Here is a 23567-nt window from a genome sequence, read left to right on the forward strand (position 1 = left end):
TCCGTTCCGAAATGCCTGCAAACCTTGGAAAAACCGCCTTTTGCGCCTATATCTACGACATTAGAAATGCGCGATTCGAAGCCGATTTTTCGCGCTCTGCACACGGCATCAATCAGACAGGTTTTCATGAGCGACCAGACCGACATCGCCAACGGCGTTGAAGCCGAATACGGCGCCGATTCCATCAAGGTTTTGAAGGGCTTGGATGCCGTTCGCAAGCGGCCGGGCATGTATATCGGCGATACCGACGACGGCTCGGGCCTGCACCACATGGTCTATGAGGTGGTCGACAACGCCATCGACGAAGCACTGGCCGGCCATGCCGACCTGGTGACGGTGACGCTCAATCCGGACGGATCGGTGACGGTCATCGACAATGGCCGCGGCATTCCGACCGATATCCACACCGGCGAAGGCATTTCAGCGGCCGAAGTGATCATGACGCAGCTGCATGCCGGCGGCAAGTTCGACCAGAACTCCTACAAGGTCTCAGGCGGCCTGCACGGCGTCGGCGTGTCAGTCGTCAACGCCCTGTCGGCCTGGCTGAAACTGAAGATCCGCCGCAACGGCCAGATCTACGAGATGAGTTTCACGCATGGCAATGCCGACGCGCCGCTGCGCATCACCGGCAGTTATGAACAAGACAAGGTCCCCGGCACCTATGAAGGGCGCAGCGGCAGCGAAATCACGTTTCTGCCGTCGTCCGAGACTTTCACCATGGTCGAATTCGACTACGGTACGCTGGAGCATCGGCTGCGCGAGCTCGCCTTCCTGAACTCCGGCGTGCGCATCGTTTTGACCGATGCCCGCCATGCCGACATCATGCGCCATGAATTGCACTACGATGGCGGGCTGGAAGAGTTCGTCCGATATCTCGACCGGACGAAGAAGCCGTTGCTCGACAAGCCGATCTCGATCCGCGCCGAGCGCGACGGCATCACGGTCGAAGTCGCCATGTGGTGGAACGACAGCTACCATGAAAACGTGCTGGCCTTCACCAACAACATCCCGCAACGCGACGGCGGCACGCATCTGGCAGGCTTCCGCGGTGCGCTGACGCGCCAGATAACCGGCTATGGCGACTCCTCGGGCCTGACCAAGAAGGAAAAAGTGGCGCTGATCGGCGATGATTGCCGCGAAGGGCTGACCGCGGTGCTGTCGGTCAAGGTTCCCGACCCGAAATTCTCCTCGCAGACCAAGGACAAGCTGGTGTCGTCCGAGGTCCGCCCGGTGGTCGAAGGGCTTGTCAACGAAGCGCTCGGCACCTGGCTCGAGGAGCACCCGACCGAGGGCAAGGCGGTCATCGAGAAGGTCATCCAGGCCGCTGCCGCGCGCGAAGCCGCGCGCAAGGCACGCGACATCACCCGCAAGAGTTCGCTCGGCGTCACCTCGCTGCCCGGCAAGCTGGCCGATTGCCAGGAGCGCGATCCGGCGAAATCCGAGATCTTTATCGTCGAGGGCGACAGCGCCGGCGGCTCGGCCAAGGGCGGCCGTTCGCGCCAGAACCAGGCCATTCTTCCGCTGCGCGGCAAGATCCTCAATGTCGAGCGCGCCCGCTTCGACCGCATGCTCGGCTCCGACATGATCGGCACGCTGATCACCGCGCTCGGCACCTCGATCGGCAAGGACGAGTTCAACGCCGACAAGCTGCGCTACCACAAGATCATCCTGATGACCGACGCCGATGTCGACGGCGCCCACATCCGCACCTTGCTGCTGACCTTCTTCTTCCGCCAGATGCCGGAACTGATCGAACGCGGTCATCTCTACATCGCGCAGCCGCCGCTCTACAAAGTGACGCGCGGGAAGAGCTCGCAATACATCAAGGACGAAGCCGCCTTCGAGGAATTCCTGATCGGCTCCGGGCTGGAAGAAGCGTCGCTTGCGCTCAGCACAGGCGAGGTGCGGGCCGGGCAGGACCTGCGCAGTGCCATCGACGACGCCTTGGCTGTCCGCCAGCTCATCAACGGATTGCACACGCGCTATAACAGAGGCGTGGTCGAGCAGGCAGCGATTGCCGGCGCGCTCAACCCGGAGATCTTCACCGACCTCCGCCGCGCCAACGAGACGGCCGAGCGTGTTGCCCGTCGTCTCGACATTATCGCCGAGGATACCGAGCGCGGCTGGATCGGCCGCATGTCGACCTCGAACGAGGGCATTGGCGGCTATGTCTTCGAGCGAACGGTGCGCAGCGTCAAGGAGTTCGCGCATCTCGACCTGGCGCTGATCAATTCCGCCGACGCACGCCAGCTCGACCGCTATGCGCCGCGCCTGGCGGAAATCTACGGCGAGCCGCCGGTGCTGCGCCGCAAGGATGTCTCGGAAACCATTTCGGGGCCGCTGGCACTGCTCAATGCCGTGTTTGCCACCGGCCGCAAGGGCCTGACCATGCAGCGCTACAAGGGCCTTGGCGAAATGAACGCCGAGCAGCTCTGGGAAACGACGCTCGACCCGAATGTGCGCTCGCTGTTACAGGTCAAGGTCAATGACGCGACTGATGCGGACAGCTTGTTTTCACGGCTGATGGGCGACGAGGTCGAGCCAAGGCGCGAATTCATCCAGGAAAACGCGCTGTCAGTTGCCAATCTGGACATCTGAGCCAAGGCCGAGATACCCAGCCAGCAGGCATGAAGTGTATTGGTGCGCCTTGGCGCACCAATACGACTGCTGCAACGCAACAAAGATCACCAGGACCGCCGGAACGGAAAGGCTTTCAAGGCATTGTAGTTGATCACAATCGCCGCAGGAGGCATCCATGGGACGTGGCATTTTGCTCTGGCTTCTCGGAGTCCCAATTCCGATCATTATTCTGATCATGCTGTTCGCACGGTAGGGAGGCTTCGATGCAGTCCACCGTAACAGCTGTCGACGTTTCCGCCCCGACGGAATCCGCTTCCACTGCTGTCAGCTGGGGGCCAATCGTCGCCGGCGCCTTTGCTGCGTCAACGCTTACCTTCATCTTGATGCTGCTCGGCTCCGGGCTTGGGCTGAGCATGGTATCGCCATGGTCCGGCTCGGGTGCGTCAGTCACCACTTTCGCCGTTTCCACCGCCGTCTGGCTGATCGTCGTGCAGTGGCTGTCCTCGGCCCTGGGTGGCTACCTCGCCGGACGCCTGCGCACCAAATGGGTCGGCATCCACACCGATGAAGTCTTCTTCCGCGATACCGCTCACGGCTTCCTGGCCTGGGCGCTGGCGACGCTGCTCGTCGCCGGCGTGCTCGGCACGGCGCTTTCGGCCGCGATAGGTACCGGTGTCCAGGCTGCTTCGACTGTGGCATCGGGCGCGGCAATGGGCGCTTCGGCAGGTGCTGCTGCAAACGCGGGTAGCGCCTCGACTGACAACGCCACATCGTATTTCGTCGATACGCTGTTCCGCCCGGCCGATCCGGCAAGGCTCGCTGCCGCCAATCCGGAGAGCGACGCTGCGGCAACGGCGCAGGCATCGCGCATTCTAATCGCGAGTGCCGCAGCAGGCGAAATATCGGCCGACGACAAGACCTATCTATCGCGGCTGGTGGCCGCCCGCACAGGCCTGTCCGAAGCGGATGCCACCGCTCGCGTCGATACGGTAATCGCCAGAGCGCAGGACGCCAAGGTCAAGGCCCAGCAGGCGGCCGACACCGCCAGAAAGGCAGGCGCGACCTTCTCGTTGATTGGCGCGCTGTCGCTGGTCGTCGGGGCCTTCATTGCCAGCGCGGCTGCAGCACTTGGCGGCAGGCAGCGCGACGACGAGGAAGCGATTTTCCTGACCAATCGTTGATCGGTGACTAAGCGAACTCGGTCCGCTTCGGGAAGATTACGCCCGAAGGGGACCTTGCTTTGAACTGCCGCCGCGCATTGCTTGCCGCCTACAGCTCAGCTTCCAGTTTGCGGCCGAGATCGACCGCATCGCGCAGCACGGCAAGGTGCGAGCGCGGCTGTACGCCGGCCAGCGCGTCGACCTCGACGCCGCTCGCCGTCAGCGACCAGTAGAGCCTGTGCGTGAAGACGCGGCCGCCCGAGCCGCGCAGCTCGACCTGGATGTTTTCCACGCCGGGACCAAAATTTTCCGTCATCCGCCCTGAAATCGGGTCGCCGGTCAGCCAGCCATTGCCCCTGTCGAAAATATTGGTCCAGCGTGTCGCGGCAAACACCGCGCCATGATGCACTGCCCGCTGCGGCTTGCCGGAATGGCTGCGCCCTTCCTGGTAGAGCATGGTCCCGCCCGCCGCTCTGTCGGCGATCGGCGGGCATGCTGAAAACAGGCGCTCGGCGATGCCGCGCCTGAATTCGGCGAGGTTGTAGGTCACCAGAAACTCGCTGTGGGTCAGCGGACTGCCGAGCGTGACGAAATCGCTGATCTTCCACGGCAGCGGATGATCGGCGTCGCCGACGCGAAGCTGCCGGTAGAGCTCCCATTGGCTGCGCCGGAATGCGGGGAGGTCATCGAGGCTGTCGGGCCAAGCGGAGGCATCGGCGACCAGCGTCGCCTTGTCGACGGCGTGGATCGCCTTCAGCCTCGCTTTGTCGCGAATGGCTTCCAACTTTCTAGGCCTGAAATCGGCCCACAATATCTGCAACAGATCATAGGCGATGATCGACCCGAGGCTGTGCGAGACCAGCACGATGCGGTCATAGGCATCGTCCATCATGAGACGCTTCAGCAGCTTGAGGCCACGCTCGCGGACCAGCGCCCGCTTCTCGACCGTTGCCGCTTCGGCCCGCACATAGGCGGCGACGTCGCCGAAATAGGGCAAGCCAAACTGGTCCACCGACCAGATGACGAACGACGCCAGAACCGTGACAAGCACACCCGTCGTCCAGGAGATGTAGCCTTGCCAGGTCGACGTTGCGAGCGCCAGCGCCGCGCCCAGGACCACGAGGGTGGCCAAAAGCGTGACGACATAGAGTTTGAGCACATCGCGCGGAATATCGGCCGGCTTGCGCCAGAGCAGGGTCGTCACCCAGGCAGCAAGGCGGCTTCGGGTCGTGCCCTGGGTGATGTCGGCCCAGTAAAGCTCGTAGAAATCGGTGCGGCGGCCATCGACATCATAGGGCGTGGTGATCCGGCGGAGTTCGTGCGAATTGGTCCGGCTGTCGGGCGTGATCCAGCTCTGGTTGATCTTCGCACCCATCGGGTCGGCCGGATCGGGGACATGGGCATAGAACGGTGCACGGGCCGGATCGTGGCTCCATACGGCCTGGACAAACTCCCTCAACGTGTCCATGGGCCGCTGCTCGCCCATGCCGTGCACGACCACTACCGCCTGGCTGCGCTTGCGTGGCGCCTTCTCTGCTGCGGTCAGATCGGCGGCCGGCGATGCAGCAGAACCAGGGTCGGGCACCAGCACCTCCACGATGACGCCGTTAGCAAGACGACGGGTCGGCATCGTAGCTTCAGAACCGGTAACAGCCAAGAAAAAGCCCGGCGCGGAGCCGGGCTGTATTCGACGATCGGCAGTGAGTTGGCAGCGACGCCGTTTCAGTGATCCATCGCTTTGACGATCTCCTCGGTCATCTTCTTGGCGTCGCCGAGCAGCATCATGGTGCCGTCCTTGTAGAACAGCGTGTTGTCGATGCCGGCATAGCCGGAGCCGAGCGAGCGCTTGACGAACAAGCAAGTGCGCGCCTTGTCGACGTCGAGGATTGGCATGCCGTAGATAGGTGAGGACTTGTCGTCACGAGCCGAGGGATTGGTGACGTCGTTGGCGCCGATGACATAGGCGACGTCGGCCTGCGCGAACTCAGAGTTGACGTCCTCCAGCTCGAACACTTCGTCATAAGGCACGTTGGCTTCGGCCAAGAGCACGTTCATGTGGCCGGGCATGCGGCCGGCAACCGGGTGGATGGCGTATTTGACGTCGACGCCGTTGGCCTTGAGCTTGTCGGCCATCTCGCGCAGCGCGTGCTGCGCCTGGGCGACGGCCATGCCGTAGCCCGGCACGATGATGACCTTTTGCGCATTCATCATCAGATAGGCGGCGTCCTCGGCCGAGCCCTGCTTGACCGTGCGCTCGATGCCGTCGTTGGCAATGGCTGATGTCTCGCCGCCGAAGCCGCCGAGGATGACCGAGATGAAGCTCCGGTTCATGCCTTTGCACATGATGTAAGACAGGATGGCGCCCGACGAGCCGACCAGCGCGCCGGTGATGATCAGCGCCAGATTGCCGAGCGTGAAGCCCAGGGCGGCCGCGGCCCAGCCCGAATAGGAATTCAGCATCGACACGACCACCGGCATATCGGCGCCACCGATCGGGATGATGAGAAGCACACCCAGCGCCAGCGAGGCGGCAACGATCAGCCAGAACACCACCTTGGACTCGGTGGTGACGAGCAGCACGATCAGCACGATCAGCGCAATGCCCAGGGCCGCGTTGATGAAGTGGCGGCCACCGATCATGATCGGCTTGCCCGACATGCGGCCGTCAAGCTTCAAGAAGGCGATGACCGAGCCGGTGAAGGTGATGGCACCTATGGCAACGCCGAGGCTCATCTCGATCAGTGCCTGGGCATGAATATCGGCGACCGTGCCGATGCCGAAGCTTTCCGGTGCATAGATGGCGGCGGCCGCCACCATGACCGCGGCAAGACCGACCAGCGAGTGGAAGGCGGCGACCAGCTGCGGCATCGAGGTCATGGCAATGCGCCGTGCCGTGACCGCACCGGCCGAGCCGCCTATCAGCAGCCCGAGCACTATGAGGCCGAAGCGCCCGGCCGAAGGGGTCGCCAGCGCCAGCGTCGTGGCGATGGCGATGCCCATGCCGATCATACCGTACATGTTGCCCTGGCGGCTGGTGGTCGGATGCGACAGGCCGCGCAATGCGAGGATGAACAGGATGCCGGAGACCAGATAGAGAAAGGAGGCGAAGTTGGCGTTCATAGCGGCCTACTTTTCCTTCTTCTTGTACATGGCCAGCATGCGCTGGGTGACGAGGAAGCCGCCGAAGATGTTGACCGATACCAGCATCAGAGCAACGAAGCCGAAGCCGGTGGCAAGCCCTGAGGCCGAGATGCCGACGGCCAGCAGCGCGCCGACGACGATGACCGAGGAAATGGCGTTGGTGACCGCCATCAGCGGCGTGTGCAGTGCCGGTGTGACGGACCACACGACGTAGTAGCCGACGAAGATCGCCAGGACAAAGATGGCGAAGCGAAAGACGAAGGGATCGATGGCACCGCCGGACAGCGCGTGAGCGGCGTCACCCGCCGCCTCGGTGCCGGGCGCGGCCGCCAGGTTCTGCACAGCGAGCCGCACGGCAGCTGTCGCCTGGTCGAGCTGGTCGAGGGCTTTCTGCAGCGTCTGATCCATCACGCGATCCCTCCGGTGGTCTTAGGCTTCCTCGCAGCGGCCGTTTTCTTCGCAGCCGGCTTCGCCGAAGCCTCGGCAACCATCGTCCTGGCCGGAATGGCCGGTGGCTCGACATATTGGCCCTTTGGCGGCTCCTGCTCAGCCTTTGCGAAAGCCGGATGCACGATCTTGCCGGCATCGGTCAGCATGGTTGCCTTGACCAGCTCGTCGTCGCGGTTGATGGCCAGCATCTTCGCCGCCTTGTCGACCAGCGTCTCGAGGAAGGCATAGAGGTTCCTGGCATAGAGAAGCGAGGCCGAGGCGGCGACGCGACCGGGAACGTTGAGATGGCCGACGATCTTTACCCCGTTGGCGGTGGTCATCACCTGCCCGGGCACGGCGCCCTCGACATTGCCGCCGCGCTCGACCGCAAGGTCGACGATCACCGAGCCGGGTTTCATCGAGGCGACCATCGCCGCCGAAACCAGCTTCGGCGCCGGCCGGCCGGGGATCAGCGCCGTGGTGATGACGATGTCCTGCTTGGCGATGTGCTCGGCAGTCAGCGCCGCCTGCTTGGCCTGGTATTCCTTCGACATTTCCTTGGCGTAGCCGCCGGCCGTCTCGGCCGCCTTGAACTCCTCGTCCTCGATGGCCAGGAATTTTGCGCCGAGCGAGGCGACCTGCTCCTTGGCGGCCGGGCGCACGTCGGTGGCGGTGACCACGGCGCCGAGGCGGCGCGCGGTGGCGATGGCCTGCAGACCGGCGACCCCGACGCCCATGACGAACGCCTTCGCAGCCGGCACCGTGCCCGCCGCCGTCATCATCATCGGCAACGCCCGGTCATATTCGGCAGCCGCATCAATCACCGCCTGGTAGCCGGCGAGGTTGGCCTGGCTGGATAGAACGTCCATCGACTGCGCCCGGGTGATGCGCGGCATGAACTCCATGGAGAAGGCAGTAACACCGGCCCTGGCAAGGGCTGCGACGGCAGCGTCGTTGCCGTAAGGATCCATGATCGCAACGATAGCGGCGCCGGCCTTGTAGCCCTTCAGCTCGGCGTCCGTGGGGCGGCGCACCTTCAGCACCACATCGGCCCTGGCTGCATCGCCGGCCTTGCCGATCGCGGCGCCCGCCTTGGCAAACTCCTCGTCGGGAACGCGCGACGCCGTGCCGGCGCCGGTTTCCACGATTACGTCGAAACCCAGTGCTGCCAGCCGCTTCACCGTATCGGGCGAGGCCGCGACGCGAGGCTCGTTTGCGTCGAGCTCACGAGGGATGAAAACCGTCTGTCCCACCGCACGATCCTTTCGGCCGGAACCCTGTTACCGCAAGACACCAACCGACCCCGGCGGCGCCTTCGACAAAGGTTGGAGGAGTTATCGGAGAATAAAGGCGCCGATGGCCAGGATCAGCACGAAGAGGATAGTCGCCGAGAAGAAGCCGCCCACAAAGAAGCCGAACGCCATGGCAAGAAGCACGGCGGCGCAAAATAGCGACCCATATTTGGCCAGCATCACAAAGCCGGCATAGGTGCGGTCGTGCTCGGCATAGTCCATCTTCGCGCCCAGTTCGACAGGACCGGTCGGCGTGTGTTCAGCCATTGGAATACCCCTTCGAAGACATCTTTCAGGCACATAGCGAAAAGCCGCGTTAAGGGCAATGGCGCTATTGCCGCATCGCCGCAGCCAACAATCTCAAGTAAAACTTGAAATCGCTGCGCGGAGCGCGGCGATACCAATCACAATGGATGGCAGGTCCGCTATTGCCGATGCCGTTAGCCGGCGAGATGCGGGAACAGCCCGAGCAGGCCGACAACGATCAGATAAAGGGCGACGATATAATTGAGCAGCCGCGGCATCACCAGGATCAGCACGCCTGCGATCAGGGCGATGAGCGGGGTGAGGGCGAGCGTGGAAATGGTCATGTCGGTTCCTTTGATCGGATGGCTATCGAAGCGATGCTTGGTGGATGCCGGCCATGCCGACCTACCACCAGCACCCTTGCCCAGAACGCCGAAGCGACCGGAAGGCTCCATGGGCTCGTTCAGGCGGCTTCGCGAAAATACTTGGCGGTGGGCAGGATGGTCAGCGGGGCGAGTTCGCCGGCACCGGGCGTATCGAACAACATGCGCTGCTCCATTGGCGTCGAACGGAAGAACGGAAAGCGAGCGTAGGTTTCATTCTTGATCGCCAGGACATCGGCTTGATAAAGCAGCGCGAAACAGTTGATCACGCCGGCATAGGGCCGCGCATCGCCAATCGGTCGCGCCCGATAGATGCGCTTGTAGAAAGCCGCATGGTCCTCGCGGATCATGGATATGCAATAAGGCGCGCCGAAATGGAAGCAAGCCATGCCCGCAAGGCGCAGCGTCACATACGGGATCTGCGGGTAAAGCCGTGACCATTCGGCGTCCACGGCAAAACGGCTCGGGTCGATAAAGACTTCGCCGGCCGCCAGACGCGGCATCAACAAGTCCTTGTAGACGCTGAGCGCTGGTGATGTGGCGTTATCAGCAGACACGTTATGCAGGCGCATTGTGCTGACCAGCCGCCCCTCGATGTAAATTCCGAACGTGTGGCAATTGGGCAGTTCGTCAAACTCGTCATGGACCTGACGGGACGCATTCTCGGGCACCAGATCGTTCATCCGATAGGAATTGTAGCGCAGCCTGTAAATGCTTTCGAAGTCCTCGCCGCTTTCACAGCGTCGGTACTCCGTCCGGTCAAGCAGCGCATAAACATGTTGCGCGAAGCTGGACATGGTCTCGGACGCATCTTTCCCACCAGCGCCCGCCGCATGGCCGAGCGAACTCAACTGGGCACACATGAACTCTATTCCCCGCGATTACCGCCACCAGCCGACACTACGGACGGGTCATGAGATGTAAAGATGAAAATAAATAGGAGCTCGTTTACCGCTCGTTAGGGTTAACAATTAATAAAATTATACTAAAATACGCGGTTTTTCAGCGCGAAGTCACCGCCGCGGCGCCTTCCTTGCCATCTGGATGTCCTTGGCGAAGGGCCAGACGGTGCTCGACATCGTCTCGATGCCGGACGCGCTGAGTGCCGACCCGAACAGAAAGCCCTGGACCAGGTCCGGCTTGACCTGCAATGCCAGGATCTTGAGCTGTTCGAAGGTCTCGACACCTTCGACGGTAACCGAAAGTCCCAGCGGCCGTGACAGGTTGACGATGCCCTTGAGCAATTCGAGCGACCGGCTGTTCTGAGTGACATCCATCAGGAACGAGCGGTCGATCTTGATTTTGTCGAGCGGCAGTTTGTGGAGATAGCTGAGGCTCGAATACCCGGTACCGAAATCGTCGAGCGCAATGCGCACGCCGAGCCGCTTCAACTCCTCGATATATTGGCGTGTCAGCGACTTGTCGTCGAGCAGCGCCGTCTCGGTGACCTCAATCTCCAGACGTCCGGCGGAGAGACCGGATTCAGCCAGCGCGTCGCGAACCTTCTGGATGACATCACGGTTGCGGAAATCCTTGGCCGAGAGATTGACCGACACGCTGGTCTGGGCCGGCCATTTGGCGCATTCCGTGCAGGCCGCATGCAGGACGAAGGTGCTGATGTCGGAAATAATCCCCATTTCCTCCGCCAGCGGAATAAAGATACCGGGGGAAATCGGCCCGAGATCGGGATGATCCCAGCGGCACAGCGCTTCGCAACTGGCGATACGCATCGTGCTCATCGCGACGATCGGCTGATAGACCACCCGCAATTCGTTGTTTTCCACGGCGCTGCGCAGGTCCGCCTTCATCAGCTGACGGCTGCGGAAGGCAGCATCCATGGAGGCCTCGAACAGCCGCCAACCGTTCTTGCCAAGCTCCTTGGCCTTGTAGAGTGCAAGGTCGGCTTTGACGATCATGGCGTCAACGTCGGTATCCTTGACCCGCGACAGCACCGCGCCGCCGGAGGCCTGGATGCGTAATCCGTGGCCGGCGACATCGACCTCGCCCTGTAGATTGACAAAGATCTCGTCAACCTGGCCGGTCAGGTGGCTTTCATCCTCGATGCGCTCGAAGAAGATCATGAACTCGTCGCCGCCGAAGCGGCTGACGGTGATGCCTGGCCCAGCGACTGCCGCCAGCCGCTCGGCAACGGCGTAGATCAATCCGTCGCCGACCGGATGGCCGAGCGTGTCGTTGACGCTCTTGAAATCATCGAGATCGAGCACCACCAGCCCGCAGAGACGCTCGGGATCCCCTGAGGCCATGGCTTCCACCACCAACTCGTGGAAGTAGGCGCGGTTGGGCAGGCCGGTGAGACTGTCGTAGCGCGCCATGAAGCGGATCTTGTCTTCCGCCTCGACCCGGGCGGTCACATCCTCGAAAGTGACGACGCCCAGTTCCTGGCTGCCTTCGCGCGCCGAAAATTCATAGTGCTGGCCGTTGGTGAGCGAGACCAGGACCTTGCGGTCGCGGCCCTCGCGCAACGCACGCGTCAGCTGGGCTTCGATGTAACGGCAATCTTTCGGCGCCAGCATGCCGCCTGCAGCGCCGCGCATCAGCAGACCGTGGATCGAGCGGCCTAGCAGCGCATCGGCCGATTTGAGCGACATCAGGTGCGCGGCTTCGGCATTGGCCACCGCCACCCGGCCGTCGGGACCAAGCATGACAAGGCCATGCGACATGGTGTTGAGCGCGCGGTTGAAACGCTGCGCGATGCGGTTCGCCTTCTTTTCCTCCGACAGGGCGGTAAACAGGACTTCGCGGACGATGTCGGCGAACCGCTTGATCGCAAACAGAAAAGGGGCCGACATCAGACCGAGGATGATGTGGTAGATATCGCCGCGCAGGATAAAGCCAAGCGATATGGGCCATGTGGTGGTTATGATAAAAATCATGACCATCCGCGGCGACCCATAATTGCGGCCGGCAATCGACGTGACCGATGCCAGAGTGACGCAGACAGAGGCTATTTCGGCATAATTGTCGTGGCTGTCATTTGCCAGATAGATACTGACGAAACAGAACGCGCCAAGCATGAAACCATGCATCGAACCGAAAATTATGTAATCGTTTTCGCGATCATGGGCTTCTTCCCACGTCGTCGGGGAAGGAAGTCGCCCGTATTTTCGGATGTTGCGAAGGCGCAGAGTACCGACAATGATGAGCCCAGCGGCAACTAGAAGATACGCCAAGTCCATGGTCTTCCAATAGACCAGAATGACGAGGAGTGTCTGCGCAACAAGGCCGATCGACAGCGTGAACCCGTCGCGAAACAGCGTTTCCACGAACGGAATGTAAACGTCGACCGGAATCTCGTTTTTTCGTCTCAGATTCACGCCTGGATCCCAACCCTGGGGAACCCAGCAGTGTCACATTGGCCTTAAGAAAGGTTTAGAGCGGCGTTTCGAACCCTGCCAGCATCCATTGGTGACGCGGCGGAAGCAGGGAAACTACCGTTCAGGTAAACAAGGCGTATCACAGCGCTGAATTATTCGGCGGCTTGAAGTTGCGGCCGCAGCGGCGCCGTCGAGAGGCGGTCGAGCAGACGCTGGCGTTCGCCGGCGGCTTTTTCGGCACTGGCCTGCTTGACGTGGCCAAAGCCGCGGATGAGCGCCGGTACCGAAACAAGCGCGGCAGCAACCTCGATCTTGCCCGGCGCCAGCGCGCCGGCGACAAGTTCCAGGTCGGCTTCATAGAGGGCAAGAAGCTGCCGCTCCATACGCCTCTCGGCGCTGTAGCCGAACAGGTCGAAAACGGTGCCGCGCAGGCCCTTCATCGCCGCCAGCAGGCGGAACGCGTTCATCATCCACGGGCCAAAGCTCGATTTCTTCGGCTTCCCGTCACTGCCGCGCCTGCCCATGATCGGCGGTGCGAGATGGAATTCAAGCTTGCCGTAGCTCTGGAACTGCTTTGCGAGCTCTGCGGCAAAGGAGCCGTCCGTATAAAGCCGCGCCACCTCGTATTCGTCCTTGATCGCCATCAGCTTGAACAGGTTCTTTGCGGCAGCCTCGGTCACCACGGTCGACCCGGGCACAGCATTGGTTTCGGCCTTGCGCAGCGCCGCCAGTCTGTCGGCATAGCGCTTGCCATAGGCGGCGTTCTGGTAGGCGGTCAGGAAGCCGACGCGGCGAGCAATGATATCGTCCAGCGTCTCGGCAATGGCGGCATGCTGCGTGGCCTTGCCCGGCTGGGCGAGAAGGCTGCGGACGAAATCCGGCTGGTGGGCGGCGCGGCGGCCCCAGCGAAATGCCGCGACATTCATCGCTACCGCCTCGCCGTTGAGCTCGATCGCCTTCTCGACCGCCTCCGCCGACAGCGGCAAGCCGCCATGCTGGAAGGCGAATCCGAGCATGAACATGTTGGCACCAAGCGAGCTGCCGAACAGGGCAGTGGCGGTGCGGGTAGCGTCGAAGAAATGCGTCCTGTCGTCGCCCGCGGCCGTTCTTATCGCCTTCTTCAGCCGCTCGACGGGCAGCGAGAAATCGGCCGAACGGGCGAACTCGCCCGGCATGATCTCGGCAGTGTTGGCGAGGAAGATGGTATGGCCTTCGCGCACCGCGGCCAACACCTTCTTGGCACCTGAAACGACGAGATCGCAGCCGAGCACGAGATCGGCCTTGCCGGCCGATACCCGAATGGCGTGGATGTCGTCCGGCGTGCGGGCGATGCGGACATGGGTGAACACCGAGCCGCCCTTCTGGGCGAGGCCGGCCATGTCGATCATGCCGCAGCCCTTGCCTTCCAGGTGCGCGGCCATGCCCAGCACCGCGCCTATTGTGACGACGCCGGTGCCGCCGACACCGTCGATAATCGCCGCCCAGCCTTGTTCACCGAGCGTAAATTGCGCCGGCGCCGGCACGCCCGCGAGCGGGTCGGCCGCGCCGGCTATGCCTTCGGCTTTCCTGATTTTGGCGCCGTGAACGGTGACGAAGGAGGGGCAGAAACCGTTGACGCAAGAGAAGTCCTTGTTGCAACTCGACTGGTCGATCTTGCGCTTGCGGCCGAATTCGGTCTCGACCGGCTGGATCGAGACGCAATTCGACTGCACGCCGCAATCGCCGCAGCCTTCGCAGACCAGCTCGTTGATGAAGATACGCTTGTCGGGATCGGGGAAGGTGCCGCGCTTGCGGCGGCGACGCTTCTCGGCGGCGCAGGTCTGGTCGTAGAGCAGCACCGAGACGCCTTTGACCGAACGCAACTCGCGCTGGACGAGATCGAGGTCGTCGCGGTGATGGATGGTGGCGCCGGCGGGAAATTCCACCTTGCCGGTATATTTGTCCGGCTCGTCGGTGACGATGGCGATGCGCTCCACGCCCTCGGCGCGCACCTGCCTTGCGATCATGTCTACCGTCAGGCCGCCCTCGTGCGGCTGCCCACCGGTCATCGCGACGGCGTCATTGTAGAGGATCTTGTAGGTGATGTTGGCGTCGGTCGACAGCGCGAAACGGATCGCCAGCACACCCGAGTGGTTGTAAGTGCCATCGCCCAGATTCTGGAAGATGTGCTCGCGCTTCGAGAACGGCGCCTGGCCGACCCACTGCGCGCCCTCGCCGCCCATGGCGGTGAAGCCGACGGTGTTGCGGTCCATCCACAGCGCCATGAAATGACAGCCGATTCCGGCGGCGGCGAGCGAGCCGTCCGGAACCTTGGTCGAGGAATTGTGTGGGCAGCCGGAGCAGAAGAACGGCGTGCGCGAGGCGATGTCTGACGTGTCGGCCAGCATCGCCTGGAACTGGCGCAACTTCGCCACCCGCGCGGCGATTTCTTCCGACGGGCCGATCGTTCGCAAAATCCTCTCGCCGAGCTCGATGGCAATATCGTTGGGGTCGAGCGCGCCCTTGGCCGGGAACAGCCAGTCGCCGCGCTCGTCCTTCTTGCCGACGATGACCGGCTGCGTCGCGGTGCCGTAAAGGTTCTCGCGCAGTTGTACCTCGATCAGCGAGCGTTTCTCCTCGACGACGACGATAGTATCGAGGCCGCGAGCAAAGTCGGCGATGTGTTGCAGGTCGAGCGGCCACGGGCAGCCGACCTTGAACAGCCTGATACCGATACGACTGGCGGCCGCTTCGTCGACGCCGATATCCTCCAGCGCCTGGCGAACATCGAGATAACTCTTGCCGATGGTGACGATGCCAAGCTTGGCGCTGGTGCCGCCCGAATAGACGATCCGATTCAGCCCATTGGCGTGGATGAACGCTGAAGCGGCGGCGCGCTTGTATTCATGCAACCGCTCCTCCTGGCCGAGCATGTCGATCTCATTACGGATGTTGAGGCCGCCGGGCGGCATGTCGAAGTCCGGGATGACGATATCTAGCCGGTCGAGCGCGGCATCGACCGAGGCTGTCGATTCGATGTTGTCCTTGACGCATTTGATCGCCGCCCAGGTGCCGGCAAAACGCGACATGGCAAAGCCGTAAAGGCCGTAGTCGATGATCTCCTGGACGCCGGCCGGATTAAGGATCGGCACCATGGTGTCGACGAACAGGAACTCGGTGGCATGCGCGTTGGTCGAGGATTCGGCCATGTGGTCGTCACCCATCAGAGCCAGCACGCCGCCATGTTTCGACGACCCGGCGAGATTGGCGTGGCGGAACACGTCGCCGGAGCGGTCGACGCCCGGACCCTTGCCGTACCAGACCGAAAAAACGCCGTCATGGGTACCCTCGCCCAGCAATTCGGCCTGCTGCGAGCCCCAGCAGGCGGTGGCGGCGAGCTCCTCGTTGAGACCGGGCTGGAAGACGATGTCCGACTGCGCGAGCTGGTTCCTGGCCTTCCACAGCTGCATGTCGAGGCCGCCGAGCGGCGAGCCGCGATAGCCGGAGACGAAACCGGCGGTGTTCAGGCCAGCCCGGCGGTCGCGCTCGCGCTGCATCAGAAGCATGCGGATGACTGCCTGGGCACCCGACAGGAAGATGCGCTCCTTTGCCAGGTCGAACTTGTCGTCGAGCGCGACATTGTGCAGCGTCATCAGGCATTTCCTGTGCGGAGGCCGCGCGCCTGGAGGTGCGCGGCCAACGTCGGAGTCGAGTGCCCACAGTCTTTCTTCCCTTGCCGGGGAGGTCAAACAAAATCGAAGGTGCCAGGCGGTCCGCAACAAACGATCCGTGCGCGGCCGTGTGGCGCCACGAAACGCCTGTCGGGGAGGATGGCCGAGCATGAAAAATTCCGGCGGCGGTCAGTGCCGCTGGTGATGCATCATGCAGCCTTTGGGCAACTGGGCTTCGGTTCACCGGGCAGCTTGCCGTCGACATGGCCGGCCAGGTCCTTGTTGAGCTCGTAGACTGGCCCGACCACCAGAGGCCGGTCGGGCAGGACCGACTGGTCGAGTGAGGACGTCAGAGTGGTCGCGAAACTCTGCAGCAACTTGCCGCTGGAATCCTCGATGCGGATCGACACCGCATAGGGCTTGTCCTTGACAACGCAGGTAAGCGGCGGGCTGGTGAGCGTCACATGCGGCAGCTTCGGCCATATTTTCTGGGTGACGATGATCGGATCACCGCCGGCCGGGTTCTGGAAGGAGACCACAGCGACCTGCCCCTCACCCACCGGCCGCAGCGGATTGAGAGTGATGACATAGGTGGCGATACCCAGCCGGTAGTTGAACTCGAACAGCTTCCCGGAAATGGCGAACAACTGGTCCTTGCCGGAATCACGGCAGGCGCCGAGCGCGGCCGCCGCGAACAACGCCGCGACGACAATCATCGCGCGTGAGAATCTTCTAGACATTGGTGACCTCCCTGGCCGCGGTCCGGCGGCGATAGTGTCGGTTTGCCTTCTGGCGGTTGCCGCACACCGCCATGTCGCACCAGAGGCGGCTGGAATTCCGGCTTTTGTCGACAAACAGCCAGCTGCAGTTCGGACATATCCTCAGCCTGGCAATGGTGTCGCTACGCAGCAGCGACAACGCCGAGACCGCAAGCGCGGCCTCGAAGGCAATCGGCGTCGCCGGATCACCGAACGGTTTTCCAGGCGTGCCGATTTCGGTGCGGCTATGAGCGAGGCCATCGGCGCAGGCTTCCAAGAATTTCGGCATATCGCCGGTCGCGATCGCACCTTTCGATACCGCGCCGCGAAACAGCCGATCGGTCGTCTCCCGGATCGACAGCACCACCGGTGCGATCTTTTCAGGCGCCGGCGCTACGAGCCGCCTGCCACCGAGCTCGGCGGCGCGAAAGGCACTCGCGGCTTCGGCAAAGCGGGCGATCTCGGCCGGATCGTCGAAACGGTCGAAAGTTTTCTCCGGATCGTTCCGCAAAACGACGGTGTTCGCCGTATCGAGCGCCAGCATGCCACCGGTAAAGCGGTGCGGAGTCCAGGATACTGTCATATGGCGAATCTAACTGATAACTCGCGTTTGACAAGTTAGATTCCGGGTGCAACGCTTGTCACTGAGGCGATCGCCGTACTGAGAATATCGTTCGTCCCAAACCTCTGCCCCGATTGCGGGGCATGCATAGAGGGTCTTGCATGCTCTATTTCTTCCAGCAGGTTCTGAACGGGCTGCATTCGGGCGCGCTCTACGCATTGCTTGCATTCGGCTACGTGCTGACCAACGGCATCCTGCACCGTACCAATCTTGCCTATGGCGCGCTGTTCGCCTTTTGCGGGCATACGATGATCCTCACTGCGGCGTTCGGCTATCAGGCGCTGTGGCTGACGCTGTTTGCATCGGTCGCGCTCGGCGTAGCTGCGGCATTCCTTTATGCGGCGCTGCTCAGCCATGTCCTGTCGCGAAGTATCTTCGAACCGCTGGCCGACCGCTCGCCCAACGCCATCGTGGTGACGACGCTCGGCATATTGCTGGTCTTGTCGGAAGCCAGCCGCATCGCCGCCGATACCCATGACCTATGGTTGCCGCCAATGCTGGCCCAGACCATCGTCTTCGCGCAGAATGCCAGCTTCAAGGCGACGTTGACGCTGATCCAATTGCTCGATTGCGCCGCCGTACTGGCGGCCATAGCGCTGGCTGCCTGGGGCTTCGCATATTCGAGCTTCGGCCGGAGCTGGCGCGCCGTATCCGACGATCCCAAGGCGGCTGCGATGTGCGGCGTCGATGTCCGTGCGGTGTTTCGGCGTGCGGTGCTTTTCGGCGGCCTTTGCGCGGCACTGGCCGGCGTGCTCGCCGCCTTCTACTACGGCAACATCAGCTTCGGCACAGGGTTGGTCTACGGGTTGAAAATCCTGTTCGTGACCGCAGTGGGCGGCTATCTTTCGCCTTTGCGGGCGGCACTGGGCGCCGCCGCTTTCGGCATGGCCGAATCGCTATGGGCCGGCTATTTTCCGCTCGAATGGCGGGACGGCTGGATGTACCTGTTCCTCGTCGCCATGCTTGTGCTGATCGGCGCCGGCCGCGACCAACAGAAGATCGCCTGAGCCGCACCCGACTTTGCTTGGGTGAAAGCGCCGCATGTCCTTGGACATGCAAAGGACGCGGCAGCATTTTGCCGCCCGTCATCTCACAACTGTGTTTATGCGGGCTGTCCCGTGTTGACCCGCCGGACCACGCACTGCATACCGTTGGTCCACAGCGACACGACGGACAGGGAACCGCCGCGCTCTGACACAAGGGAGGAATGCATGGCAGGGCTTCTCGCTCTTTCCAGAACCATTGACCGTTTGAACGAATTCATCGGCAAATGGGTTTCGTGGCTGATCCTGCTGGCGATCCTGGTAAGCGCCGCCAACGCCGTCATCCGCAAGGTGTTCGACATGTCCTCGAACGCCTGGCTGGAATTGCAATGGTATCTGTTCGGCGCCGCCTTCATGCTGGCCGCCGCCTACACGCTGAAGCAGAACGACCATATCCGCATCGATATCGTCTACGGCATGTTCTCGCGCCGCGTGCAGCACTGGATCGACCTTTTCGGTCACGTCTTCTTCCTGATGCCGTTCGTGACGTTGATGGTGGTCTATTTCGTTCCCTATGTGTCGCTGTCGTATCGCAGCGGGGAGATGTCGAACAATTCCGGCGGGCTGATCATCTGGCCGGCGAAGGCGATTTTGCTGGTCGGCTTTTTTCTGCTCGCGCTGCAGGGCATTTCCGAAATCATCAAGAAAATCGCCATCATGCGCGGTCAGATGGACGATCCCACTCCGTTCATATCGGTGCATGAGCAGGCCGAGCTCGAAGCCAAGGCGCTCGTCGAAGAGGTGCGCTCGTGATCGAGTTCATCGCCCAGAACATGGCGCCGATCATGTTCGCCTCGCTGGTCGTCTTCCTGCTGATCGGCTATCCCGTCGCCTTCTCGCTCGCCGCCAACGGCCTGATGTTCTTCTTCATCGGCGTGCTTCTGTCGCCCTATTCGGGCGGCTCGATCAATCTCGCCTGGCCGTTGCTGCACGCGTTGCCGGATAATTTCTACGGCAGCCGGGTGATGTCGAACGATACGCTACTGGCGATCCCGTTCTTCACCTTCATGGGCATCGTGCTCGAACGATCCGGCATGGCCGAAGACCTGCTCGACACGATCGGCCAGTTGTTCGGACCGGTCCGTGGTGGCCTCGCCTATGCCGTGATTTTCGTCGGCGCGCTGCTCGCCGCGACGACCGGCGTGGTGGCGGCCTCCGTCATTGCCATGGGTCTGATTTCGCTGCCGATCATGCTGCGCTACGGCTACGACCGGCGGCTGGCATCCGGCGTCATTGCCGCGTCCGGGACGCTCGCCCAGATCATCCCGCCGTCACTGGTGCTGATCGTCCTGGCCGACCAGCTCGGCCGCTCGGTCGGCGATATGTACAAGGGGGCGCTGATCCCCGGGCTCATTTTGACCGGCATCTACATGCTCTACATCCTGCTCATGTCGATCTTTCGGCCGAAGTCGATGCCGGCACTGCCGCTGGAGGCCCGCACGCTCGGCCACGGTGTGCTGTCGCTGCTGGCGGCGCTGCTGGCGGCGGTGGTTGTTTCCTATGCGGCGTATCGCTACCTCGCACCGAACCATGGCGGCAACGCCGATATCCTCGGCGCCACTACTGGCGTCATCTTCATCTATGTCGTGGCGATCGTCGACCAGCGCCTGAAGATCAACCTGATGTCCAGACTGGCACAGCAGGTGATCATCGTGCTGATCCCGCCGCTGGCGCTGATCTTCCTGGTGCTGGGCACCATCTTCCTTGGCATCGCCACGCCGACGGAAGGCGGCGCCATGGGCGCCGTCGGCGCGCTGGCAATGGCGGCGATGAAGGGGCGGCTGTCGCTCGACGTGGTCAAGCAGGCGCTGGCCTCGACGACCAGGCTGTCGTCCTTCGTTCTGTTTATCCTGATCGGCGCGCGGGTGTTCTCGCTGACCTTCTACGGCGTCAATGGCCACATCTGGGTCGAGCACCTGTTGACATCGCTGCCGGGCGGTGAAGTCGGTTTCCTGATTGGCGTCAACATCCTCGTCTTCGTGCTCGCCTTCTTCCTCGACTTTTTCGAGCTTGCCTTCATCATCGTGCCGCTTTTGGCGCCAGCGGCTGACAAACTCGGCATCGACCTGATCTGGTTTGGCGTGCTTTTGGGCGTCAACATGCAGACCTCCTTCATGCATCCGCCCTTCGGCTTCGCGCTGTTTTATCTGCGCTCGGTCGCCGCGCGCGTGCCCTATCTCGACCGACTCACCGGCAAGCAGATCGCGCCCGTCACCACAGGGCAGATCTATTGGGGCGCAGTGCCCTTCGTCTGCATCCAGGTGATCATGATCGGCCTGACCATCGCCTTCCCGCAGATGGTGATGCACTACAAAGGCACTGTCGTCGATCCTGGCACCATCAACTACCAGGTGCCGGAAACGCCTGGCATCGGCTTGTCGCCGCTTGGCACGCCGCCGGCCAACGGCGGCACTGCCCCGGCCTCACCTTCCCCACCGGATTTGTCGCAGCCGCCGAGCTTCGACGAAAAGCCGCCCGCGAAACCGGCGGCGCCGGCAATCGATCTGTCGCAACCACCGAGTTTCAACTGAGGAAGGCCCGGCAGCCATGAAGGCGGTTCGGTTGGAGCGAGTGGGCAGCCTCGCCGTGTGCGAGGTCGAGAAACCGACCGCCGGGCCGAACGATCTGCTGGTGCGCATCGAGGCGTGCGGCGTCTGCGGCACCGACAGGCATCTTTTCCATGGTGAATTCCCGTGCACGCCGCCGGTGACGCTCGGGCATGAATTCTCCGGCATCGTCGAGGCGGTCGGACCTGCCGTATCCGGCTTTTCCGTCGGCGACCGCGTCACCGGCGATCCCAACATTGCCTGTGGCCGATGCGAGCATTGTCAGGCCGGCCGGGTCAATCTCTGCGGCAATCTACGCGCCATCGGCATCCATCGCGATGGCGGCTTTGCCGAATATCTTGTCCTGCCCCAGAAACAGGCCTTCGTCTTGCCAGGCGATCTGAAGCCTACGCATGGTGCTTTCTGCGAGCCGCTCGGCTGCTGCCTGCATGGCGTGGACCTTGCCGCGATCAAACCAGGCTCGTCGGTCGCGGTGCTCGGCGGCGGCGTGATCGGCCTGCTCACCGTTCAACTGGCAAAGCTCGCCGGTGCGACGACCATTATCTTGTCGACCCGTCAGGCCTCGCGGCGGGCTCTTGCCGAGCAATTTGGCGCAACGGCGACGCTCGATCCCAGCGCCTTCGATGTCATCGATGCGATCGTCGGCCGGTCGGGTTTGATGCCGGGCGGCGTCGACGTGGTGTTCGAATGCGCCGGCGTGAAAGACACTGTTGAGCAGGCGATGCGGCTGGCCAAAGCGGGCGGCACCGTCGTCGTCGTCGGCGTGATGCCGCAAGGCATGAAAGTGGCGTTCGAACCGTTCGATCTGCTGTTCCGTGAGTTGAAGGTCCTGGGTTCCTTCCTCAACCCCTTTACCCATCGCCGGGCCGCCAATCTTATCGCCTCGGGGACGATCGAAGTAGATCGGCTGATATCACGACAGGTCAGCCTCGACGAGGCGGTGGCGATCATTGCCAACCCGCCGGCGCCAGGCGAGGTCAAGGTCGTGGTGGTGCCCGACTGATCGCAAATGAATGCGCTACGGCGCCAGTGTTCCGAAAGGAACACTGGCGCCGCGAAGCAACAGGATCAGAGCTTGGCATTGCGCTGCTGGACCATCATGAAGGTGTCATAGTTGTACTCGGCCACCTGCGCCCAGAGATAATGCTCCTTGCGGAACGCCTTGATCGAATCCCAGATCTTCTTGAACGGCGCATTCGAGGCTTCCATCTCGGCATAGACTTCGTTGGCCTTTTCGAAACAGGCGGCCATGATCTCCTGGCTGAACGGGCTCAACTTGGCACCGCCGGCAACCAGCCGCTTAACCGCCGCCGGATTGAGATAGTCGTATTTCTGCAGCATGTTGGCGTCGGCCGCTTGAGCGGCAGTATGCACCAGCGACTTGTAAGCCGGCGAAAGTTCGTCGTATTTCGCCTTGTTGAACATCAGATGGACGGTCGGTCCACCTTCCCACCAGCCGGGATAGTAGTAATAGGGCGCAACCTTATAGAAGCCGAGCTTCTCGTCGTCGTAAGGGCCGACCCATTCGGCGGCGTCGATCGTGCCTTTTTCCAACGCCGGATAAATGTCGCCACCGGCGATCTGCTGCGGAACCACCCCGAGCCTTTGCACCACTTTGCCGGCAAAACCACCGATACGCATCTTGAGGCCGGAAAGGTCGGCGACCGTTTTGATCTCCTTGCGGAACCAGCCACCCATCTGCACGCCGGTATTGCCGCCCGGCAGCCCGAACAGACCTTGCGTCGCCAGGAACTCGTTGAACAGATCGATGCCGCCGCCATGATAGTGCCAGGCGTTGATGCCGCGCGCGTTGAGCGAAAACGGAACCGCCGCTCCCAGCGCCCACGTCGGGTCCTTGCCCCAGTAATAGTATGCCACGGTATGGCAGGCCTCGACCGTGCCGGCTGTGGTGGCATCGGCGGCCTGCAGGCCGGGAACGAGTTCGCCGGAGGCGAAGACCTGGACCTGGAAGTTGCCGTCGGTCGCCTCCGACAGCATCTTGGAAAACACTTCGGCGCCGCCATAGATCGTATCGAGCGACTTCGGGAAGGACGACGCCAGTCGCCAGGTCACTTTCGGATTGGACTGGGCGATGGCCGGCGCAGCAAGTGTCGCGGCAGCGGCCGCAGCGCCGAAACCGGTGGTGCCGGCCTTGCGGATGAACGAACGACGATCCATGAAGTTCCTCCCTTTTGGATCCACTGACCGACATTCGGGACACTTCGGCGCCCGGATCGGCTTCGAGCCGACAATACACAGGCAAGGAGTCGAGTCCAGCACGGCAGCCCGGTTTGAGTGGCGCATTTCGGGGAAATTCACGGCGTTGGGGCAGATCTTGCAACTATAGTCTAAGGTCGATTA

The 23567-nt window shown here is 62.5% G+C and carries 18 protein-coding genes; 6 read left to right on the forward strand and 12 right to left on the reverse strand.

Features of this window, described 5'->3' with window-relative positions:
* The first annotated feature begins 126 nt into the window (after positions 1-126).
* Positions 127-2598, forward strand: coding sequence for a DNA topoisomerase (ATP-hydrolyzing) subunit B (gyrB, locus tag NKH99_RS01535; RefSeq protein WP_352578576.1), 2472 nt, complete (start codon positions 127-129; stop codon positions 2596-2598).
* Between the two features lie 245 nt (positions 2599-2843).
* Positions 2844-3761 (forward strand): hypothetical protein, encoded by a 918-nt coding sequence (locus NKH99_RS01540; protein ID WP_352501122.1) that lies wholly within the window; start codon positions 2844-2846, stop codon positions 3759-3761.
* Between the two features lie 88 nt (positions 3762-3849).
* On the opposite strand, the gene NKH99_RS01545 is transcribed toward NKH99_RS01540, so the two are convergent.
* The 11 genes from NKH99_RS01545 to NKH99_RS01595 all read right to left on the reverse strand — a co-directional run bounded on the left by NKH99_RS01545 (position 3850) and on the right by NKH99_RS01595 (position 17557).
* Positions 3850-5370 carry a hypothetical protein gene (locus NKH99_RS01545; protein ID WP_352681484.1) on the reverse strand — a complete coding sequence of 507 codons (1521 nt, stop codon included), beginning with the start codon at positions 5368-5370 and terminating at the stop codon, positions 3850-3852.
* Positions 5371-5462: 92 nt separating this feature from the next.
* A complete protein-coding gene (locus tag NKH99_RS01550) occupies positions 5463-6860 on the reverse strand; it encodes an NAD(P)(+) transhydrogenase (Re/Si-specific) subunit beta (RefSeq protein WP_353012199.1) in 1398 nt (465 codons plus the stop codon).
* 6 nt (positions 6861-6866) lie between these two features.
* Positions 6867-7289, reverse strand: a complete 423-nt coding sequence (locus NKH99_RS01555) for an NAD(P) transhydrogenase subunit alpha part 2 (RefSeq protein WP_036238371.1) — start codon at positions 7287-7289, stop codon at positions 6867-6869.
* Positions 7289-8563 (reverse strand): Re/Si-specific NAD(P)(+) transhydrogenase subunit alpha, encoded by a 1275-nt coding sequence (locus tag NKH99_RS01560; protein WP_353012202.1) that lies wholly within the window; start codon positions 8561-8563, stop codon positions 7289-7291. The genes NKH99_RS01555 and NKH99_RS01560 overlap by 1 nt, the downstream gene beginning before the upstream one ends.
* 81 nt (positions 8564-8644) lie before the next feature.
* Positions 8645-8869 (reverse strand): aa3-type cytochrome c oxidase subunit IV, encoded by a 225-nt coding sequence (locus NKH99_RS01565; protein ID WP_254816044.1) that lies wholly within the window; start codon positions 8867-8869, stop codon positions 8645-8647.
* Positions 8870-9042: 173 nt separating this feature from the next.
* Positions 9043-9192, reverse strand: a complete 150-nt coding sequence (locus NKH99_RS01570) for a DUF3096 domain-containing protein (RefSeq protein WP_352469885.1) — start codon at positions 9190-9192, stop codon at positions 9043-9045.
* Positions 9193-9311: 119 nt separating this feature from the next.
* Positions 9312-10094: an N-acyl amino acid synthase FeeM domain-containing protein gene (locus tag NKH99_RS01575; RefSeq protein ID WP_023676258.1), complete on the reverse strand. Its 783-nt coding sequence runs from the start codon at positions 10092-10094 to the stop codon at positions 9312-9314.
* A 150-nt stretch (positions 10095-10244) separates the two neighbouring features.
* A complete protein-coding gene (locus NKH99_RS01580; protein ID WP_353012205.1) occupies positions 10245-12566 on the reverse strand; it encodes a putative bifunctional diguanylate cyclase/phosphodiesterase in 2322 nt (773 codons plus the stop codon).
* Positions 12567-12718: 152 nt separating this feature from the next.
* Positions 12719-16198, reverse strand: a complete 3480-nt coding sequence (locus NKH99_RS01585; RefSeq protein WP_353012208.1) for an indolepyruvate ferredoxin oxidoreductase family protein — start codon at positions 16196-16198, stop codon at positions 12719-12721.
* 227 nt (positions 16199-16425) lie between these two features.
* On the reverse strand, positions 16426-16956 hold the full coding sequence (locus NKH99_RS01590) for a hypothetical protein (RefSeq protein WP_352452209.1): 531 nt from the start codon (positions 16954-16956) through the stop codon (positions 16426-16428).
* On the reverse strand, positions 16949-17557 hold the full coding sequence (locus NKH99_RS01595; protein WP_352469881.1) for a CGNR zinc finger domain-containing protein: 609 nt from the start codon (positions 17555-17557) through the stop codon (positions 16949-16951). The genes NKH99_RS01590 and NKH99_RS01595 overlap by 8 nt, the downstream gene beginning before the upstream one ends.
* A gap of 140 nt (positions 17558-17697) precedes the next feature.
* On the opposite strand from NKH99_RS01595, the gene NKH99_RS01600 reads away from it, so the two are divergent.
* The 4 genes from NKH99_RS01600 to NKH99_RS01615 all read left to right on the forward strand — a co-directional run bounded on the left by NKH99_RS01600 (position 17698) and on the right by NKH99_RS01615 (position 22209).
* Positions 17698-18603 (forward strand): branched-chain amino acid ABC transporter permease, encoded by a 906-nt coding sequence (locus NKH99_RS01600; protein WP_023676253.1) that lies wholly within the window; start codon positions 17698-17700, stop codon positions 18601-18603.
* A gap of 204 nt (positions 18604-18807) precedes the next feature.
* Positions 18808-19392: a TRAP transporter small permease subunit gene (locus NKH99_RS01605; RefSeq protein WP_023676252.1), complete on the forward strand. Its 585-nt coding sequence runs from the start codon at positions 18808-18810 to the stop codon at positions 19390-19392.
* The gene (locus NKH99_RS01610; protein WP_352540496.1) at positions 19392-21170 is read left to right on the forward strand and encodes a TRAP transporter large permease; all 1779 of its coding nucleotides are present in this window, start codon (positions 19392-19394) and stop codon (positions 21168-21170) included. The genes NKH99_RS01605 and NKH99_RS01610 overlap by 1 nt, the downstream gene beginning before the upstream one ends.
* A gap of 16 nt (positions 21171-21186) precedes the next feature.
* Complete coding sequence (locus NKH99_RS01615; protein WP_352540377.1) at positions 21187-22209, forward strand: zinc-dependent alcohol dehydrogenase family protein; 1023 nt, start codon at positions 21187-21189, stop codon at positions 22207-22209.
* A gap of 65 nt (positions 22210-22274) precedes the next feature.
* Here NKH99_RS01615 and NKH99_RS01620 read toward each other — a convergent pair whose 3' ends face one another.
* Positions 22275-23384, reverse strand: a complete 1110-nt coding sequence (locus tag NKH99_RS01620; protein ID WP_352540376.1) for a TRAP transporter substrate-binding protein — start codon at positions 23382-23384, stop codon at positions 22275-22277.
* Positions 23385-23567 lie beyond the last annotated feature (183 nt).

Source organism: Mesorhizobium sp. M0854 (genome assembly GCF_040319815.1).
Classification (GTDB): Bacteria; Pseudomonadota; Alphaproteobacteria; order Rhizobiales; family Rhizobiaceae; genus Mesorhizobium.

Excerpts from the sequence above, each read along its gene's own strand:
- gyrB (WP_352578576.1), top strand. The coding sequence starts at position 127 with ATGAGCGACCAGACCGACATCGCCAACGGCGTTGAAGCCGAATACGGC.
- NKH99_RS01540 (WP_352501122.1), top strand. The coding sequence starts at position 2,844 with ATGCAGTCCACCGTAACAGCTGTCGACGTTTCCGCCCCGACGGAATCC.
- NKH99_RS01545 (WP_352681484.1), bottom strand. The coding sequence starts at position 5,370 with ATGCCGACCCGTCGTCTTGCTAACGGCGTCATCGTGGAGGTGCTGGTG.
- NKH99_RS01550 (WP_353012199.1), bottom strand. The coding sequence starts at position 6,860 with ATGAACGCCAACTTCGCCTCCTTTCTCTATCTGGTCTCCGGCATCCTG.
- NKH99_RS01555 (WP_036238371.1), bottom strand. The coding sequence starts at position 7,289 with ATGGATCAGACGCTGCAGAAAGCCCTCGACCAGCTCGACCAGGCGACA.
- NKH99_RS01565 (WP_254816044.1), bottom strand. The coding sequence starts at position 8,869 with ATGGCTGAACACACGCCGACCGGTCCTGTCGAACTGGGCGCGAAGATG.
- NKH99_RS01570 (WP_352469885.1), bottom strand. The coding sequence starts at position 9,192 with ATGACCATTTCCACGCTCGCCCTCACCCCGCTCATCGCCCTGATCGCA.
- NKH99_RS01575 (WP_023676258.1), bottom strand. The coding sequence starts at position 10,094 with ATGTGTGCCCAGTTGAGTTCGCTCGGCCATGCGGCGGGCGCTGGTGGG.
- NKH99_RS01585 (WP_353012208.1), bottom strand. The coding sequence starts at position 16,198 with ATGACGCTGCACAATGTCGCGCTCGACGACAAGTTCGACCTGGCAAAG.
- NKH99_RS01590 (WP_352452209.1), bottom strand. The coding sequence starts at position 16,956 with ATGTCTAGAAGATTCTCACGCGCGATGATTGTCGTCGCGGCGTTGTTC.
- NKH99_RS01595 (WP_352469881.1), bottom strand. The coding sequence starts at position 17,557 with ATGACAGTATCCTGGACTCCGCACCGCTTTACCGGTGGCATGCTGGCG.
- NKH99_RS01600 (WP_023676253.1), top strand. The coding sequence starts at position 17,698 with ATGCTCTATTTCTTCCAGCAGGTTCTGAACGGGCTGCATTCGGGCGCG.
- NKH99_RS01605 (WP_023676252.1), top strand. The coding sequence starts at position 18,808 with ATGGCAGGGCTTCTCGCTCTTTCCAGAACCATTGACCGTTTGAACGAA.
- NKH99_RS01615 (WP_352540377.1), top strand. The coding sequence starts at position 21,187 with ATGAAGGCGGTTCGGTTGGAGCGAGTGGGCAGCCTCGCCGTGTGCGAG.
- NKH99_RS01620 (WP_352540376.1), bottom strand. The coding sequence starts at position 23,384 with ATGGATCGTCGTTCGTTCATCCGCAAGGCCGGCACCACCGGTTTCGGC.